At 52.5% G+C, this 18,720-nt stretch carries 18 protein-coding genes; 1 reads left to right on the forward strand and 17 read right to left on the reverse strand.

Annotation, left to right across the window (positions count from 1 at the left end):
• Both IM700_RS12165 and IM700_RS12170 read right to left on the reverse strand, forming a co-directional pair.
• Entirely contained in the window at positions 1-1,047 is a 1,047-nt protein-coding gene (locus IM700_RS12165) for a MoeB/ThiF family adenylyltransferase (protein WP_193416182.1), read from the reverse strand.
• A 42-nt stretch (positions 1,048-1,089) separates the two neighbouring features.
• Positions 1,090-1,968 (reverse strand): LysR family transcriptional regulator, encoded by an 879-nt coding sequence (locus tag IM700_RS12170; RefSeq protein WP_193416181.1) that lies wholly within the window; start codon positions 1,966-1,968, stop codon positions 1,090-1,092.
• 143 nt (positions 1,969-2,111) lie between these two features.
• Between IM700_RS12170 and IM700_RS12175 the strand changes: the two genes are divergently transcribed.
• Positions 2,112-2,861, forward strand: coding sequence for an SDR family NAD(P)-dependent oxidoreductase (locus IM700_RS12175; RefSeq protein ID WP_193416180.1), 750 nt, complete (start codon positions 2,112-2,114; stop codon positions 2,859-2,861).
• Positions 2,862-2,927: 66 nt separating this feature from the next.
• Here IM700_RS12175 and IM700_RS12180 read toward each other — a convergent pair whose 3' ends face one another.
• The 15 genes from IM700_RS12180 to rnz form a co-directional block, all read right to left on the reverse strand.
• Positions 2,928-3,920, reverse strand: a complete 993-nt coding sequence (locus IM700_RS12180; protein WP_193416179.1) for a hypothetical protein — start codon at positions 3,918-3,920, stop codon at positions 2,928-2,930.
• Positions 3,907-4,437 (reverse strand): hypothetical protein, encoded by a 531-nt coding sequence (locus tag IM700_RS12185; protein ID WP_239483835.1) that lies wholly within the window; start codon positions 4,435-4,437, stop codon positions 3,907-3,909. Before IM700_RS12185 ends, IM700_RS12180 begins: the two co-directional genes overlap by 14 nt.
• A gap of 22 nt (positions 4,438-4,459) precedes the next feature.
• Positions 4,460-4,924 carry a hypothetical protein gene (locus tag IM700_RS12190; protein ID WP_193416178.1) on the reverse strand — a complete coding sequence of 155 codons (465 nt, stop codon included), beginning with the start codon at positions 4,922-4,924 and terminating at the stop codon, positions 4,460-4,462.
• 28 nt (positions 4,925-4,952) lie between these two features.
• The gene (locus IM700_RS12195; RefSeq protein ID WP_155605881.1) at positions 4,953-5,444 is read right to left on the reverse strand and encodes an ABC transporter permease; all 492 of its coding nucleotides are present in this window, start codon (positions 5,442-5,444) and stop codon (positions 4,953-4,955) included.
• Positions 5,445-5,466: 22 nt separating this feature from the next.
• Positions 5,467-7,557 (reverse strand): hypothetical protein, encoded by a 2,091-nt coding sequence (locus IM700_RS12200; RefSeq protein WP_193416177.1) that lies wholly within the window; start codon positions 7,555-7,557, stop codon positions 5,467-5,469.
• Entirely contained in the window at positions 7,547-9,373 is a 1,827-nt protein-coding gene (locus IM700_RS12205; protein WP_193416176.1) for a P-loop NTPase family protein, read from the reverse strand. The genes IM700_RS12200 and IM700_RS12205 overlap by 11 nt, the downstream gene beginning before the upstream one ends.
• A gap of 3 nt (positions 9,374-9,376) precedes the next feature.
• Positions 9,377-10,219: a hypothetical protein gene (locus IM700_RS12210; RefSeq protein ID WP_193416175.1), complete on the reverse strand. Its 843-nt coding sequence runs from the start codon at positions 10,217-10,219 to the stop codon at positions 9,377-9,379.
• On the reverse strand, positions 10,216-10,923 hold the full coding sequence (locus tag IM700_RS12215) for a hypothetical protein (protein ID WP_193416174.1): 708 nt from the start codon (positions 10,921-10,923) through the stop codon (positions 10,216-10,218). Before IM700_RS12215 ends, IM700_RS12210 begins: the two co-directional genes overlap by 4 nt.
• Before the next feature lie 14 nt (positions 10,924-10,937).
• Positions 10,938-11,894, reverse strand: coding sequence for an SAF domain-containing protein (locus IM700_RS12220; protein ID WP_193416173.1), 957 nt, complete (start codon positions 11,892-11,894; stop codon positions 10,938-10,940).
• Positions 11,895-11,913: 19 nt separating this feature from the next.
• A complete protein-coding gene (locus tag IM700_RS12225) occupies positions 11,914-13,443 on the reverse strand; it encodes a serine/threonine protein kinase (RefSeq protein WP_193416172.1) in 1,530 nt (509 codons plus the stop codon).
• 176 nt (positions 13,444-13,619) lie between these two features.
• The gene (locus IM700_RS12230) at positions 13,620-14,999 is read right to left on the reverse strand and encodes a cyclic-phosphate processing receiver domain-containing protein (RefSeq protein ID WP_155605874.1); all 1,380 of its coding nucleotides are present in this window, start codon (positions 14,997-14,999) and stop codon (positions 13,620-13,622) included.
• 54 nt (positions 15,000-15,053) lie between these two features.
• On the reverse strand, positions 15,054-15,908 hold the full coding sequence (locus IM700_RS12235; RefSeq protein ID WP_193416171.1) for a deoxyribonuclease IV: 855 nt from the start codon (positions 15,906-15,908) through the stop codon (positions 15,054-15,056).
• Complete coding sequence (locus tag IM700_RS12240; RefSeq protein WP_193416170.1) at positions 15,898-16,716, reverse strand: Fpg/Nei family DNA glycosylase; 819 nt, start codon at positions 16,714-16,716, stop codon at positions 15,898-15,900. Before IM700_RS12240 ends, IM700_RS12235 begins: the two co-directional genes overlap by 11 nt.
• A 21-nt stretch (positions 16,717-16,737) precedes the next feature.
• Positions 16,738-17,556, reverse strand: coding sequence for a TIGR01457 family HAD-type hydrolase (locus tag IM700_RS12245; protein ID WP_239483836.1), 819 nt, complete (start codon positions 17,554-17,556; stop codon positions 16,738-16,740).
• 199 nt (positions 17,557-17,755) lie between these two features.
• Complete coding sequence (gene rnz, locus IM700_RS12250) at positions 17,756-18,694, reverse strand: ribonuclease Z (RefSeq protein WP_155605871.1); 939 nt, start codon at positions 18,692-18,694, stop codon at positions 17,756-17,758.
• Positions 18,695-18,720: the final 26 nt, after the last annotated feature.

Below are 18,720 nucleotides of genomic sequence, written 5' to 3' on the forward strand. Positions count from 1 at the left end.
TTAACCTAAATAACGGTCATAGATCGTTCTGGCCTCGACCGGATCTTGCGTGCCGTGAATGAGTGCCCGCCCATCCGTAAACAAGACCAACCGACGTTCGCCAATCGTAAAAGAAAGCAAAAACGGGTTGATTTCTACCGTCCCCTCCTGCAATCGGCTCAACTTATCCGCCATATCTTGCAGTTGAATGTTTCGTTTGGCGGCCGGTCGAATCTGAACCGTATCCCTACCGCAGAGTACTTCCGTTTTCCGATGGCTGGAAGCGGACAGATACGGGAAGGTAGCTCCACTTCCACAGGAAAGGCACTCGTCCCGCTTGGCGGAACCAACCTTGATTGAAGCTTGCTCGTTCCGCCATAGATCAAAGGTCAGCAATGTGCCGCGAAGTGTCTCGGGGTGCCCGGTTAATAGCTTTAGAGCTTCTGTTGTTTGATGGGCCACAACCATCTGTACGGCAGGCGGTATGACGCCGACCGTGTCGCAGGTATCCCCGCCAAGCGGTACGGTACCCAGGAGGCAATTCAGGCAAGGGGTCTCGCCTGGCAAGATCGTGTAAGTAATGCCGTAACTTCCGACGCAACCGCCATAAACCCACGGAATGCGATATTTTTGCGATATATCATTGATCATCAATCTTGTATCGAAATTATCCGTCGCATCCATAATCAAATCGACGCCAGAGATTAAAGCTTCCAACTCTTCCGGGTCGACATCCATCACATGGGCATCGATGCGCACCTGACTGTTGATCGCGGCTAACCGCTGTCGGGCAGCAATCGCTTTAGGTACCCGCTCGGCTGCGTCCGCTTCAGAAAACAACTGTTGTCGCTGCAAATTGCTCCATTCCACGTAATCCCGGTCGGCGATCACGAGATGGCCCACTCCCGCGCGCACTAGCGTTTCAGCGATGCCGGTGCCAAGCGCTCCCGCACCGACGACCAGTACCTTCGCCTGCTCAAGCTTGTCTTGTCCGGTACTGCCTATAGGAGTAAACAACCTTTGCCGCGAATAACGATCCGGTTGTTTCCTTTGATGTTCCTGATCCATAACCTTCCTTAATCTCCTCTCCGCTGCTCATATCCTTGAATCTTATTGTATCCGGCGTATAAAGCATTTGGTGATCGCTGAGGCCTGTTTGCCTTTAGGGATTACCCAGCCGTAATACACCGGACCAAAATCCGGCAGATCCAGCTCGACCGGCACGATATCCGCCTGCCCTCCGCTTTCGAAAGAATAATCCACTCCAACCGTAAGCGCAAGCCCTTCCCTCACCGCGCCTTGAATTGCCTGAACATTGTTGGTAGCGAACAAAATATCCGGTTCTCCGTATTCTGCGAGTCTAGTAGTTAAGTAATGACGAATATGCTCATCGTCATACAGGACAAGGGAATATCCGACAAGCTGCTCCGGTTTCATCGACCGCTCTAGAGCAAGCAATGAAGTTTTAGGTACACCAACGACCATTTTACCGGTAAAAAGCTTTTCAAAATGTAATGTTTTATGTTGAGCCAGAAGATCCGATGTCAGCGCGATAAAGCCAAGATCGATTCCTCCGCTTTGCAGTTCATCCAAAATTTCTTTGGGTCCCTGCTCGAAAATACGGACCTTGACCTCAGGGTAATCCTTCCTAAAGCCTGCAATCGCCTCCATCAATAAATGCATCGGACCGGGGATCGTTGCGATGATCAACTCGCCGCTTAGCTTGTCACTGTAGGAGTTGGCTTCGGACCGAAGGGCTTCGAGTTTGGTCAATATCTCTGCAGCTCGTCCAATAATCGACTGTCCTTCCGGCGTTGGAACAGCACCAACCCCTCGCGACCGGTTAAATAACACCACTCCAAGTTCCGATTCCAGTAAAGAGATGGACTGGCTAACAGCGGATAAAGTAACATGAGCGTTTTGGGCCGTTTTGGTCAGCGATTTTGTTTTTGCCACATCTACAATATACTCCAACTGCTCCAGGTTCATGGAATTCCCTCCCTGCGGTCGAACCACTTCTTAAGTAATTCTTATTTGATACTAATTATATATAAATTTTGTTTAACAATGACTTTTGTTACAATCATAGTACAGAACTTCATAAATATCAAAGAGAGGCAGGAGAAGTACTCATGCAACAAAACAGAGTAGCCATCGTGACCGGGGGAGCTAGTGGAATCGGTAAAGAAACCGCTTTCAAATTTGCCTCCAAAGGGGATCGGGTCGTTGTAGCTGATTTTAATGTGGCTGGCGGACAAGCAGTCGCAGAACAAATTATGGCAAACGGAGGTAAAGCCATCTTCGTCAAAACCGATGTTTCTAAGTATGAAGATGTTGAAGCCTTGGTAGAAAAAGCGGTGGATACTTACGGAAGAATCGATGTCATGTTCAATAATGCCGGGATTGGCCGGGTCACCCCGGTGCTGGACCAAAATCTAAACGATTATCATAACGTCATTCAGGTGAACCAGCATGGCGTTGCGTACGGCATCATCGCCGCTGGCAAAAAAATGCGTGAGCTAGGGATCAAAGGGGTCATCATTAACACTGCTTCGGTGTTTGGCTTCCTTGCTTCCCCCGGTACCTTCGCCTACCATGCCTCTAAGGGTGCCGTAATTATGATGACCAAATCCGCCGCTCTGGAAATGGCAGACTGGGGTATCCGGGTTATTGCTGTGGCGCCTGGGGCCGTCGATACTCCGATCATCCAAGGTTATAAAGACAAGGGCATGGTCGATTCGATGAAGTCCAAAGTGATGGGCAACAAATTGACATTACCGGAACAGGTGGCCGATACCGTTTACTTGTTGACGCTGGACGAGGCTAGTGCCATTAACGGTAGCGTCGTCATGGCAGACGAAGGGTATGCTTCCTTCAAATAATCGCTGTCGTTGGCAAAGGGGCCGGCCCAAAGCTGGCCCCTTCGTCAACGTGTATCTATCTCCTCTTTACGGTCCGCTTGTCCGACAATCTAACGGATAATAACCGTTTCCGGCTGCCTCACGTTCACCGGAGAATATCTCTTCCTCACGGTATCCTAACTCTCGAGCCTTTGAGCAGGACTCTCGATAGAAGTATTTCATCCCTGTCGAGGGATCAACCGCTCCCAGGATCGTCGGCGTTCGATCCAGCCTCCCCCCACCTATTGCATAGTTGTTGTAATGAAGATTCCCAACTGGAATGCCTTGCAGAAATACCAGAATTCCAACATCATTCAGCGTGTTGTTCCAGTCCTCTTGTGGGATGACCGGCAACGTGAAAGTATAGTGTACGCCACGTTTCTCGGCGAGCAGATTGTGAAGGCGGATCGTCCGGGCTAAGTCCTCTTCAATGAGGCGGACGATCGTAGCGCGCCGAACGGCCTCAAATTCCTCATCGCTCTGTAACAGCGGAATGGAAACTTCCGATTTGATCTCGGATTGCAGCCCGCTAACCCAGCGGTCTGCCGCAGCATCATACGCTGTTACTTTCCTATCCAAAGTCAAGGCGATGCTATTCCCGTCAACATCGGAGTATGTATAGTTTTTTTTGTCACTCCAGTGGTATGCGTATGTATCCGTGTTCCTTTCAGCATCTGCCGAATACAGAAAGTAACCATCATAATCCATGACGACAACCGCTGGAATATAGCCGAGGAGCGCGTGTTGTCCCACCGGATCGTCAGCGACCCCAAAGTTTAGGTACAAACTTCGAAGCAGTGCGGCGAGCGCTTGCTCCTTATCCGCACGCATCCATTTCTCTGATCCGTACCCGCTCTCGAATTGCTGGAGCTCGTTTCGATTCAGCGCAACCGCCGCATCTTGGACTGCCGTGCGCATTGCAGCAGTATATCGGGTTTCAAGCCGGTTCACTTCCCTCAGATTCTCCACCCGCTGGCCGTTCAGCCAAAAGATCGGAGCGACGATCAACACAAAAATGACAGCCCAGTCAGTAATCTTCATTTAGAACCATACCTCCATAGGTTAGCAGAGACGGCTTTTCTTTACCTGCACCGTTATATAAAAACTCCGATAAAATATCTAACGGGCTGCGAGAAAGATCAACAACCGTGACAGCAAAGAAATCGCCTTCCTGGAGCACATAGTTGTCACCTTTGTTCCCCGTTCCGGTTGGAAACATCGCCTGCAAAATATCCGAAGTATAAAACGCATCGTAGACGACGCTAAAGTCGTTCAGGAAGGACGTGGGGTCGGCCGGATCACCGTATTCCGGATGATAGGTTTTATGCCGGTGTTCCAATTCAACCTCATACCCTCCCCCAGTGATTTCGATTTCGCGGATAAAATCCTCATACATCTTTGGCGTCACGATCCCTTTGTTCCGAACCGCATCGGTAAACTGCACTAATGTCCGATATGCAGCCAAATACCGGATATCCTCCTGCCGTTGCGCCGCTTGCAATGCTGGAAACAGAAACAGGAGCAGCACGGCAAGCAGAGCGGCTGTTATTTTGGACAAGGCATTGACCATCTCCAGCAACCTACTTTCTACGAAAAATGACGCGGATTTCTTTTCCAGAAGAATCTTTCATACGTTCCGCGCTATATTCCTCCCGTAGCTCTAGTACGGTTACGGCGCGCGATCGGCTTTGCTCCAGTTCATCTTCCAGCAGGCCCGTCAGGGGGGCATTCAAGATTTCGCCGTCCACTTCGATAACTACGCCTTGATCGATCCAATCCGGAAGACGATGTAATATTTGATTCCCTGTCACCCTTTCACTCGTCAATTCCAGCAGATCGTCATCGCCTAGGTTCGCCGCCGTTTCCCATACGGAATCCTTCCCCTCATGAGCATAAACACTTCGCCCAACACCGTGCAGCTGAATGGCAATCGCATCGTAGGCAGCGTTCTGGTCCTTCTCGATTTCAAGGGTATAAAGGGTTGCAGCTAGAAAAGAACTGACAGAAAAGAGCAGCCAAACTAGACTTTTCACCTGATTAAACATCTTGATCTGTGCCCCCAACCCGCGATTCTTATGGAATCAGCGTCGTTTGCGTAAAGATTAATCCGCGGACTACGTTGGAGCTGTCCTTGACGACCAACGCTTTAAATTTGCCGCTAGGATTGACATATTCATTAAGACGTTCGTCCCAAGCGTTGCTAATCGCGGCATAGCTTTGTCCGTTTACAGATCCATACCGTTCCGAGGAAACAGGCTCATTGATGAGGAGAACATCTCCATACCATTCCCCACCGCTGTTCTTCCCGGTTTTCACCAATATCCCGAACTGATCTCGATCCTTAAATTTTCGCAGCGCGTTCGTCACTTGCGACCCGCTGACCGTCGTGTCATCATAGACGGTAAATGAAGCTTGGGACAATTCCGTCTGGATGTCGGAAAAGCTGTTCTGCGCCGTTTTCGTGGCTTCCTGGGCAGATACGAACAAAATGACAACAATCGTAATTAATGCGATAGTCAAAAAAATGCCGGCCGCGACTTTTAAAGCGGATGAAGCGTTGTTCATCGATAAGTGCCTCCTTTATTCCTCACAATTTTTGGAGTTGATCAAAATACAAGCTCATCTGTTCAAAACTCATCCAGATCAGCGGAATGACCAAATAGGCGAATACGAGCGCATACATTGGGGTAAATCCGATGATTCGTCCCCAACCGGCTTTAACCTCCAGTGACTTCTCGTAATCCAACCGCCGCCGCTCAAATTGATAAGACATATCGCTGTCGAGATCGTCAAAAGCGTCAGCGACTGTAAGTTTTTCCGACGCCAGCAGTAATTTGTCCGCCAAACGTTGGAAATCCTCCAGTATAACCTCCTTCCTCAACTCCACGAGTGCCTCCTCCGGGTTATGTCCATAATCCAGCAGGCATTTTTGCAGGGGGACTCGAAAGATCACGGCATAAGAAGCCAGCCATTCCAAAATTTCTTCCACGGAGATGCGCTCCAGCTCCCGCAGGATAGCAATCATCGTTAGCATCTGATACACCTCATGGCGCATGTCCATCAACCTTATCCATCGCTGGAATTGCACTGTCCAAAGCGGCAACTGGTAACCGGCCAACCCGGCCAGAACAGCGAGCCCAACCTCCCACCACCTGAGGTATTCCTGATTCCACCGCTGCAGCTTGTCCATGACCCGACGGGCAACCTCAGACAGCTCTTCATGGGAACTCCCTCCCCCGAATCTTTCTTGCATCGTTTCAATGGAGCGGGCGATCGCGTCATAACCGGCCGTCGCCGACATCTCCATTTCCCGCATCACCGCAGCGTCCCCTTCGGCGTCCAGACGTCCGGCCTCTATCGCATCCTTCGGCAAAGCACCGAAAAAGGACGCAGTGGCGGGAGGTTCCGTCATTATGCGCTGCTGGGCTAGATGGTGGATCACAAGGAATGCACCCAAGGTAACGATCAAGCCCATGGAAAATGCGCAAATCCGCCTGACCTGAAACCATTCGAGCCGCAGCTGATGGTTTGTCTCCTTCAGCAGTTGAGAGATTCGATGATAGGTTACGGACTCGACAGTAGGAACAAACCGGCGACAGATGCGTCCAAGGATTCGATGCGCATAGATCCTCGCTTCCCAAGGCTGTTTCACCGGTTTGGCTCGATAGCTTGTTTCTTCTTCGCTTTTGAGCTTTTGCAACAGAACGTAACTGAACAAGATGGTCAGAAATAGGCCGATTTTGATCCATATCCCCGCTTTGCTCAAGTAAAATGAGTCCATAAGCGGGAAATGACCTCTAGCCCAAACTTCGACGGGCTTTGTAAAAAAGACCGGCAACAATGCGATCCCATGCAGCCCTTTGAGCAGGTAGTCGAGCCTTTTCTTTCGGATTAGCTCCAATTGAACTTCACCGGTTAAGCGGCTGATGCCGCGGAGATACAGGGAACCTTCCGCAGATTTGCGATCGCCGTATTCCGATACTAATCGGGAAATGCCGGCAAAGGCTTTCAAATAGCGGCTTGGCGCCGTTTCAACATACTTCTCCAGCGCTTCGTCCGGATCGGAATCCTCCAGTGCTTCGTTGATCAAATGAGCATGAACCCCGATCTCACGGCCTGTCGTCTCGCCGGCTTCCTCAATCGCATCCGACACCATGCCATGCCGATGATAGGCGTGCCGGACCGCGGCATAAAAACCTAACAGTTGCTCAAGCAGCTTGGTTTCCAAGCGATTAATGTAACCATCAAGTATCAAACCCTGCAGAACGGCAGCGGCAATGAGCAGTGACAAAAAGAAAACCCAATCAGGATTCAACGCGGTCAACGCCGCGATCGATGCGGCAAACGTCCCCGTTATACCATAGGTCATTTTCATCGTTTGACGCCTGAGTTCCATCTCGTCATTAGGATGAATGACCGCCAAACGCAATCGAACTTTCCCGACGTAGTGCCGGAGCGGCAACACCTTCATCCAAACGGTATATGATTTAAGATAGAACGAGGAGATCCGCAACTTCATCCAGCGCAGAGGTTGTTGCGAAGACGTTCCGCCCGCGCCCCAAGCATCTGCCCATAGCGGATTTTCCCTTTTACCGAGCATCTGACTGACGACAACCAATCCGGCAAAGCCACTTAGGGATATTCCTAGAACTAACAGCAGGATCGTCTTAAGCTCCAACCGTCTCCCCCCAATACATGCAGACAAACCGTTCAAAATCCGCCGCGTCCTCCGGCAGCATCTCACGGGCCATGGCCTCGCGGGATTTAGGCGTAATTGGCCGAACGGCCACGTAACGCCCATTGCGATATTCCATAATCACCCGCTCCTCATAGCCTGCCTGATCAATCGTCTCCCGTTGACAGCATTCGGTGATCCGTTCGATATAACGCCTCCCTGACCTATCTCGGCGCAAGTGAATGTCAAAATCGATGACCGAAGCCACCTGCATCTCGGCGATTCTTTCGTCGCGAAACACACCAGCTTTCAAAAGCGAGTTACGCAGCGACTCGATAAGGTCACGGAATGTTTTGGCGTGATGCGTAAACAAGGTAAACAAGCTGGCGACTTGCGCCATTTGCACCATCCAGGCGGCAACCTCGTCTGTCGCTACCTCGCCGAGAATGTGGACGGTGCCGTCGGTCTTCTTTTGCAAGTCCAACGCGGCTTGCCCGCTTACGTAATCAGTCTCCCGGAAACTTAAAATATTCCGTCCGCTGTATAAGCGCCGCAAATGAAGCTCGAAGGACATTTCTTGTACGCGAAGCGTATAGGAGGCGTAAATATGTTTAATCATCGCCATCAGCAGCGTAGTTTTGCCCGAACCTTGAGAACCGGTAATCGAGGTGATCCGGCTTCCCTTCATGAAGTATTTGAGCAGTCCCAGCGGAAGCTCTGCATGTTCGCCTTGAATCAAATGTTCCAACGAAGCGCTGGGGATATCGAACTTCCGGACGAAAAAAGCCCAGGATTCCGCAAAAGGAGGTCGAACAACCACAATCCGCGAACCGTCCTTCATTTCGTTCACCTTATACCCATTAACCTCTGACAACTGACCGGGCAGATTAAACTTGTAGATGTTTTGACAAACCCGTTTGAGCTCCGCTTCACTGCCAAAGGACAGGAATGCCAGACGGATGCTCTTTCCTTTGTAGAAGATCCAGACGCTGTCCCAAGCGTAAGTAATTATTTCGCCGTCCTCGTCAACCTCAGTCATGACCCTATCGGTTACTCCATTCTCATAACCCGGAACAGGGGTCGCTTCAGTTGCCGCATATCCGCTCGGTATCCCACTGACACCGCCGCTTAGTCCGTCGATTCGCATTTCCCGCAGCTCGTCCACCACCGAGAAGCCTTTATACATTTGGTAAACGCGCTGGACCACGAGGTCTAGCTTCTCCTGAAACGTAAGGGCGCGGTATTCCAAGAAAAAGATAAGGTCAACGTCTTCCCCAGTCATTTCATATACCGGGGAACCGTCGGCGGTCTTTGGGGGGTTCGGTTCATCCAGCGAATAGTCTTCCATCATTTGAGCGAACCCTTCGGTACCGTAACGTTGCTTATATAAGTACAACACGATGTCGAAGCGGTCTTGGACCGTTAACAATTCCCTGCGCTGAAACGGCAGGATCCGGTCGATGTGGTGTTCATTGATCCCATAATCGCCCACCAGGATGTCACGGATAAACGCCTTTATATATTGTTTATCCTGCGGGTCTCCATACGTGCATCCACGAAGTGCTTGGCGAAGTTCTGCCCGCGCTTTGGCTTTGCGATTCCAAGCTTCCTCGCTCACCCCCCAATCATTTCCGGTCGAACGACTAAGTTCATGTAGCCTTACCTTAATATAAGACGCAATGGCCGAAAGCTCGTATCGATCCTCGCCAATCCAACGATCCGGACCTTTTGTCCCCGCTGTTCGGGCTTTGCGCCAAATAAAGAGAGAAACCGTCAGTACCAGGAGCGCAATCAATAAGCCGTTGGTCAGTCCGTTCAATCTCTACGCCCCCTTCTCTGCCAGAGATATGGAAGTGCCTGTACTCGCTGTCAATTCCAACAGCTTATTCCCTAACTCGCGGTACCCTTTGATGAGAAGCTCCCGCTCTCCGCCTCGTTTGGGCCAAAGTGGATTTTGACGAAAATACGTCAAGATGTTGCGGTCGTTCCAGGCATCAGAGAACTCCGTAAGATGCGGGAGGCCAACCATGGGCAGCGATAAGGGATACCGGCGTTTCAAATTGTTCATCCCCCAACGGGAATGGGGATCAAAGGGCGAAATGACGACGATCAAATTCGTCTGCTGATCGCCATGTCCGGAACCCATATCCGCGAACAGCTCGTCCAGGATTCCCAGCCGATGCGGCTGTACCACCACGAATACGTCGCCTTTACGGTGATTCCGCAATACCTCGCTTAACGGCTGACCATGCGCATGAAGAATCAGCCAATCGTACGTTTGCTCCGCCATCGCCAGCACTTCGGTGACAGCTTTCTTTTCGGTTTCCTGCCAAGCGGAATCGCCTAATCGCGTCCCGCATAAGAGATCCAGGCGACCGCGCAGTAATGGAACTGTATAATCGGCAAAATTGCTCCGTGAAAGACGCCCGCTTGCTTGCAGGCGGAGAAGTGCATCGAAACCATGCTCCGGGATCGCTTCATCTGCGTAGAGCTCACCGTGGAAGCGGATGGTTTGTCGCAGTCCCTCCTCAATGCCGAAGTCGGCGGGTCCTTGATTGACCAGAAGCATCCGCTGCGGATGCCGTAAACCTAATGATATTGCAGTGGCTACGGCGGCTTCGGCGGCTCCGCCCAAACCGCCGTCCCAAAACACAAAACGGCTCATGCCTGCCCCCGTTCCGCCTGGCGGACAGCGCGCTTGACGATGGCGTGATCCCAGCATGCCAGCTCGCTCAGCAGTTCGCGAAGCGCTCTTTTATAAGAACGGGAGAGACTCCCAAGGCGTAGCCGCTGGGTATGTTCATTCTCCAACTGAGCAGCCAGATTCGATTCGTTCCAAGGAATGCAAAGCTCTGCAGAGCGCCATTCCAGCGGAAGACCGTCCAACAAACTCAGAATAAACCGACTGTTGACGCTGCTGTCGATCGTACGGATAAAGACCGGTCGGACGGCCAACCCGCGAAGCTGGGGCCAAAGGTCAAACAAGCTGCGGAACCACTGTCTACTCGCCTCCACTTCATAACGCTCATACGTCGTGACCCAAACGATTTCGTCTGCAGACGTAAACAGCTCTGGTGTCAGGCCGTTTAGCTTATCAACATCATGCAATTCGTAATCGTAAGCAGAGGTCTTCACTTCGTCGCTCATATTTGTTAGGGGGCTTGAGAAACCCGTTCCCCCCGTCGCCACATCAAACCCGTAAAACTCCATAATCGGAAGAGACGAATCTCCGCCAATCGAATACCGGTATTTTCCGTTCTCCGTACCGTCTCTTAGCAGAACCTTCGAGCCGGCCGTAGCCAACACGCTGCATAAATACAATAAAAGGTCGCGTTTATCGCTTTTTCCTACGAATAACCATCGCTTCACGCCATTCTCTCCTCTCATTTCTCCGAACCCAGCTCAAAACGGTCGGATACCGCCGAGGTTCCGTCCGCTACGGGACTCCCGGACGCGACGTTTTCGCCCTGAACCTGGGAATTCGAACGCATGATCTGCGTCTGACTGTTCGCAAATTCGGAAGCCCGCTGCGGGGACATCGAGGATAAATCACTTTCCAGGCCGGACCGCGCCGTGTTGCTGAGACGAAGTGACTGTTCCGCCTTCTGCACGATATTCGGATCTTTGCGGATCAACGACATGACCCCTTCATTGACCGGGTACGTCGGCACCGGTTTGCTTTGCAGATTCGGCTCGACATAAGCGAGTGCATAGATTGAAGCTTTATGTAAATAAGCGTCTACGATCGCGCTCGACAGCGATAGAATCTCCGCTTCACCAAGCGTCACCGTCAACGTCTCGGAGCTCAAGGTCTCCACCTTCTTCTTGGATAACAAAATATAGTCCTGGCCGGTCGGGAATTGAATTCGGATGTCGAGGACGTCATTTTCTTTCAGAGCCTTCGGAAGCTGGACGAATGCCATTTCTCGCCAGCGCAAATCAGCGGGAATCGGCTCCTCCTCATAAAGCAAAGTTTCCGTCAGAGGCGTTAACGAACGAAGCGATATTTTCGCGTATTTCCCCGCTATCGCTTCCTGCGACTTCAAGAGATCTGCAGGAACGCTGTCCGCAGGCAGCTCCACCCGCCTTAAGTCGCCTGACCCGATCCGGTTTCCCGCGGGAATATCCCGCGTCAGTACCCATCCCTGAATCGTCCGTTGCTGCACCTGATCGCGTAAACCGGCCAGCCGGGCTTCATAATCCTGAACCATGGCGGCCCGCGCGGCATGCACTTGTCTTTCCCGCACAACCGCATACCCCGTGAACAATGCGCCGGCAACAACAACACCGATGAGTCCAGATAGCAGCAACTGTTTGGTTTTCTGCCTAAATCTTGGCATAGTTCAATCCACAACCTTTCTAAGTTTTGGGTTTAACCAGGAATCGAAGGCTCGCCCGTTTGGACTTCGTCAGTAGATTCCCACAAACTTCCTGAAGCGCGTGAGTCATCGAAGGCGCAGGATCATAAGGGTTCGGATCCGCAGGAAGGGCGTATACGCTCTTCGTGCGTAATGATTTGCGGATCCGACGCAAGCCGGAGGTCGAAGCGAACGGTACACAAAACCTCCAGGATGGCGGAAACTGCCCGATAGAACCTAAGGTTCCTGCGAAATGTTCCAGTTCCTCGACACTCCACTCCGCCCCGGAACCGACAATGATGGAAAGATCCGCGCGGCGGAATTCCTCAAGCAGTTCTTTGCTACGACCGGTTCCCAGATCGCAGACGATGCATCCGAAACCTTCGGACAACAACGAGATGAAATCCGCACGCGCTGTCAATTTGGCGTAAGCTACTTGGCCGATTCGGAACCGGCTCCCTGTTTTCCTGTTCTCCGCAGATGCCTCCTCATCCAAGTGTCGAGCCAAACGAGGAAACGCCGAAGACTTGGAATCCATCTCCACGATCGCTACCTTCTTGATGCTGCGTGCCAACATATGAGCGAGGGCAATGGCCGTATGGGTTGTGCCCGCTCCCGCCGATGCGCCAACGATGCCGACTATGGCGGGTCGACCGCTGAAATCAATGACATCCCCTGACGTCTTGAGCGTTGAACCCAATATCGCCGACCTGGATGCCTCAGGACGTGGACGCAGGAGAGCACCTAGAGCTTCACTAACCTCCTCGGCCGAACTGAAGCGGTCTTCGGGCCGAGTCCGCAACAGTGTGGTCACGATGGGCTCTAGACGTTCACACCCTTGGTCTCGTAAAGCCGCCGCTGCCTCAGGAGTCCAGCCCGGAAATCGCCCCCCCGTCCCCATATAGAGTAGGACCGCGCCCAGGGAATAAAGATCGGTACGCGCATCGCTTTGCCGATCGCCATATTGCTCCGGGGCAGCGAAGCCGACGGTCCCGAGCTGCACCGTATCTTCCGTTTTGCCGTCCGTAAAGGTGCGGGCAATTCCGAAATCCACGAACCGAAGTTCCCCTTTGTCGTCGACCAGCAGATTTGCCGGCTTAACGTCCCGATGGATGACCGGAGGCTCATGTCGATGCAAATACCGTAGACCATCAGTGATTTGGAGGCCAAATCGAACCAGCAGCTCCATCGGTATCCGCCCCGCCCTGGCGCGGATGAATTGGTCCAAAGGTACGCCTTGAATATAATCCATGACAATATAGGAATAACCGTCCCGATCTGGATCAATGAAGTCGACGATCCGCGGCAATCGGTGATGATTCAGCTGAATCAACAGCTTGACTTCCTTGGCAACGGTCGCCGGTCCACCCGGTACGTCTAAGCATTCCTTTACTGCCCATAACTTCCCCGGCAGTTTCAGATCTTCAGCCAAATAAACCCGGCTCATGCCGCCTTGCCCGATCATTTGTTCAATTCGGTAACGTTCGGCCAATAAGACGCCCGGCGCGATTTTGGGAACGAATCTTGCCATAACTCCTCCTTTCCTGCACGCAAAAAAGGGAAAGCTCCCTCGTCATTCCTCGGCCCTTCGGCCAAGTTGACAGGGGATGCTTTCCCTATTGCGATCATTGTATAATTTTGGAATCAGTATAGGACGGCTTGCGTCAAATGTAAAGCACTTTTTTTCAAAGCCATTAATTCACGCCGTTAATATTTAATCATATAGAGCGTGATTTCATCCCGGTTATGAAACAGCTGCTTCGCCCGCTGTACTTGAAGTCGAGCCTCTTGAAATATGTCGGTGACTTCTTGAATCAACGCCATCGGTTTCTTGGTCAACAGCTTTACCGTCACAATCGCAGTTCCTCCCGGAACCAACGCGTACAGCAGCTCTGTCACGAGCCTAGCCGTCAATTTCGGGCTCCAGCTCATGTCGCAAACCAGAAGATCGAATTGATTCTCTTTGAATTTTACTCGACTCGCGTTCCGTTGCAAGAATGTCAGCTTGGGTGAAGACAACAACGACGGGTGCAGTTTCCCCGTGTCCACCGCCGTTACGCTTAGGCCCCGTTCCAGCAGGAACGAGGTCCAACCGCCAGGTGCCGCGCCGATATCCAGCGCTTCACGGAACGATTCGAACGGAATGCCGAAGGCCGATTCGGCCTCCAGAAGCTTGAATTTCGCCCGAGAGATTTGACCCTCCTCCTTACGGAAGCGGATCGCGCCGCCGTTCCAATCAGAAAGGTTATCTTGCGGATGCGCCACACCGGCATAAATCCGGTCTGTTCCCGCAAACACCGAGATGATCCAATCGGCATCCCGCACCACGAAATCCGCAACGGAGACATCGTTTAGCGCTTCCTGCAGACGGTCCTTAAGTTCAAGTGCCGTTCCCGACCAAAGTCCATCGTCCGATTTGCGCGCCTGTACAGCTATTTTGGCCCCAGGAAGTCGAAAATCGGCCATCAAATACTTCCGCAGCGGTTCAAGCCAATCCTCCGGCTTCACCTCTTCCGCTTCCCCCGGGCACCACTCCCAATCGACCAGGAATGTATGCCGCAGAAAAATCGGCGGAGCTTGACGCAGCTGATGCTGCACATTTTCTGGCATCGCCTGCAGCGAGGCTGCAAATACTTCGCCGGGGATGAGCATGGAACTCTTTACGCTGCCGAACGTGCGGCGCAACTCCTCCTGCGCATAGGGCGCAAAGCCATGATTGGCCGTGCAAATCCATTTGGAATGCGGAGGCACTTTGCAGTTTCGGGCGATATCCTCCAACCGTTCGAACGGAATCGGTCCGTTATGCAACTGAACTTGCTCCGGCAAGCCTTGGTACAGGATTTCGTACATGCTTTTTTTTCCGGAAATGCTGGAGGTGTGAAGATAAATCTCTCTCGGAAAAAGTCCTTCCCGAACCATGGCAGCCGCCATTTCCGTCCCGGTAGGTTCTTCCGGTCCCATATCGTAATCCAGCGATAAGATGTCTACTTCCGTCAAACGAAGCAGCTCCAGACACTCCTCGACGGTGCGCGCTAACGTAAATCCCTGCGGACATCGGCGAAAATCGTCCATATATACATGAATCAATAGTGTTCTTCCTTTCCCGCGGTATTTCACTCCAAGCGGAGTCAGGTTGTCTTTCTAGGCCTCCGCCCACCGTCTCACTCGCTCCATATCCTCTCTGTAGGTCCCATCTTCCCCGGTTTCGCTCTCAAAAATAAGCGGGGATTTCCGGATCGCGTCGATCTGCAGCAGCCAGCGAAAGCCGGCTTCACCGATATGGCCCTGGCCCACTCGGGCGTGACGGTCCTTGCGCGATAATACCGGGTATCTTGAATCGTTCAGGTGGACGGCACATAAACCGTCCCAAAACTGAAGCTCCTTGGCTTTAACCGTGAAGCTCTCATCTCCTTCGCCTTGCCACATCCCCGCTCCAAAAGCATGACAGGTATCCAGGCAAAAGCCGATGCGCTCCGAATCTCGGCACAGGTTGCGGATCTGGACCAACTCTTCGATCGTCATCCCCATGTCGCCGTGATCACCAGCCTGGTTCTCGATGAGCAGCTTTGCCGAGCCCCGCCAACCGGAGAGCACATCATTAATACATTGTATAATATTTTGATATCCTTGTAAGGGGTTTCCTGACTTAAATGTGCCAAAATGTACAACGATCCCAATGGAGCCGCACGCTTCCGCGATTTCCAGGTCGTTGCGTAGCGAAGCCACCACTCGGTTGTAGGCGTCCTCGTCAGCGTCCTTGCCAATGGCGAGATTACTGGGATAAGGCGTATGCGCTATCGAGGCCAGGTCATGCTTCTGGCACAGCATTCGGCACTGCTCCGCATCCCGCGGATCAAACGGTTTCACCGTCAGGCTTCGCGGATTTTTCGGAAAATACTGAAAAGCGCCGGCCCCCAGTTGCAGGGCGGCCTTGGCAGCGCCAAAGTAGCCGCCCCGTATGCTTAAATGTCCCCCAACCTTCACCTTAACGGTCATGCTGGCAGCCGGGGCTGTAAAACACTTTGCGCCCGTTCATTTCCGCTTTCACGATGGTGTCGCCGCAACGCGGACAAGTCTCTCCCTCCCGGTCGTACACCCGGCATGTATCGTTCGATCCTCCAGTCAGCTTGTCGTCCCGGGTCAGCGGCATCTCCATATACCCGCCGGCCTCCGTCGCCTCGATGAGCACGTCCCGGACTGCTTGGTAAAGGCGAGAAAAATCCTCGTCGCTCAAATTTTGCAGTTTAGCCGTCGGCAGCAGTTCGGCGGCGAATGCAATTTCATCCGCGTAACAATTCCCGATTCCGGCGATGACATCCTGATTAACGAGCGTCGTCTTCAGGCTTCCCCGCCGCTTGCGCAGCAGAGCGGTAAACCGCTCTGCGTTCATCCGCCGGTCAAGGAGCTCCGGCCCCAGATGAGACAGCAGTTCCTCCGCTTCCTTGGCGCTATGTAGATGCAGATGACCAAGACGCAACCCAATGAAATACAACACATGGGACTCCCCGAAGGTAATTTCGACCTGAGTGCTGCGATCCGAGCGGTCCTCCTTGGAACCGAGGTACAGCAACCCGCCAAGCATCAAGTGGAGCAGCAATCTTCGTCCGTTATCCAGGTGGAACAGAAGATGTTTGCCCCGGCGCTCGACGAAAATCACTTGTCTTCCTATCAGTTCCCGGATAAACTCCTCCCCCGGTAAGTTCACTGATTTCTCCCGGCCTACGACGACCTCGGTAATCGGGAGATCCAAAATATACTGCGAAAGCTGTATTCGATAATTTTCCATCTCCGGCAATTCCGGCATGGTGCATCTTTCCCTTCATTCTTATAAGTTCGATCCACAGATCCATGTTCTGACTTCCGCCAGATCACGACATACGACATCCGCCGACACGCCCGAAGATTTCACAAAGTCCGGCAGGTTGTCGGCCGTCGTGACACCGGTTAATGTCAGAATGGTCCCGCAGCCGGCATTCACTCCTGCAGCAATATCCGTATGCAGATTATCTCCGATGACCGCCACTTCCGAAGCCGCTAGTCCAAGCCTAGCAATGGCAAAATCCATCAAGGGAGCCGCCGGTTTACCGATCACCACAGGCTTCACGCCCGAGGCCGCCTGAATGGCCGCAGAAAGAGTTCCGGCCCCAGGCATCAAACCCTCCTGAGTGGGCAGCAGCAAGTCGGGATTGGTTAAAACATAACGCGCTCCCCCTCGAATCCACCTTGCAGCCCGGGTTAACGTTTCGTATGTAAAGTGGCGATCAATGCCTTGGACCACCACATCCGGTTCTTCCGAGATCAACTGGAGTCCAGCTTCATTTAGCGCCTTTGTAAGTCCGGCTTCGCCGATGGCCGCCACCTTGCAGCCCGGCTGATCCTCGGCTATATACCTGGCTGCTGCAACCGCTGACGTGCAAACCTCCTCCGCCCGGGCCGATATGCCCATCGCCTCCAAATGCGCGGCGACCTCCGCAGGCGTCCGCGAGGAATTGTTCGTAACAAACAGGAAGGGAATCCGCTTTGCACGCAAGGCGGAGATCAAATCATCCGCACCCGGGATCATCTTAGGCCCATGATATAAAGTGCCGTCCAAATCAATGAGATAGGCCTTCCAATCCTTTGGCAAAATCCTCATCCTTTCCATTCAACGATGTCTCCTATTATTGTACCTAGGAAACCCGCGATCAGGCAAATTTTTCCGTTATGTTTTCGAGGCCGTGTCAAAAAAGAGCTTCGATCCGCCACCTGGCGTCGAACCAGCACGAATGGTGAAAAAACAGGACCTTTTCCCCTTGCCAAACTTTGAAATGCCCTGTCAGTTCCTGCGCTTTCCCGGAAAATAATTATTTCCTCCCGCAGCGGCGCGCCACTGGATATAGCACATGTTCACGGGCCAGTTGCGCGTTCGGGAATACCGCCCGGGCTTCCTCCTGCAGGCGTAACAGCTGATCATCCGATTTGTAGCGCGAGCTGAAATGGGTCAGCAAAAGTTGCTGCACACCGGCTTCCTTGGCAGCCTCCGCCGCTTGCTTGGCTGTACTGTGATGATAATCGTGCGCGGTTTTCGCCAGTTCATCCAAAAAGGTTGCCTCGTGTACAAGCATATCAGCCTCTTGGGCCAAGGTTAATGCGGAATTGCACGGGCGCGTATCGCCGAGAATGGTCACGATTCTCCCGGCTTTAGGTTCTCCGAGCACATCCTTCGCATGCAGCGTTTCGCCGCTTGGGGCCACGACGCTTTCGCCGCGTTTAAGTTTGCCGTACAGTGGGCCGGGACGAATTCCGTACCTTTCCAATACGGCGGCGTCTAGCTTACCGGGTAAATCTTTTTCAATCACCCGATAACCGTAGCTGTCGATTCGATGCTCCAACAGTGCCGCCTCGACCCGAAACGTTTCGTCCTCGAACAAGACGCCGCCTTGATGCTCCACGATCTCCAGCTTATAGTTAATACGCGATTCGCTAAGCGAAAGCGTCGTCTCTATGAATTTCTTCAAGCCCTTTGGACCGTAAATGACCAGGGGGGTATCCCCTCCCTGATAGGCACGGCTCGAAATGAGTCCGGGCAAACCAAACAGATGATCTCCATGAAGATGGGTGATAAAAATTGCTTCCAATTTGCTTAATTTCAGCGGTGATCGCAGGATCTGATGCTGGGTGCCCTCACCGCAATCGAACAGCCAGAGAGAACGGCGTTCCTCCAGCAGACGCAAAGCCACTGAGGTCACATTCCGTTCCAAAGACGGTACCCCCGCGTTCGTCCCCAAGAAATAGAGTTCCATGCCTTTATCGTCCTTTACGCTAGAAT

Source organism: Paenibacillus rhizolycopersici (assembly GCF_014947195.2).
Taxonomy (GTDB): domain Bacteria; phylum Bacillota; class Bacilli; order Paenibacillales; family Paenibacillaceae; genus Fontibacillus; species Fontibacillus rhizolycopersici.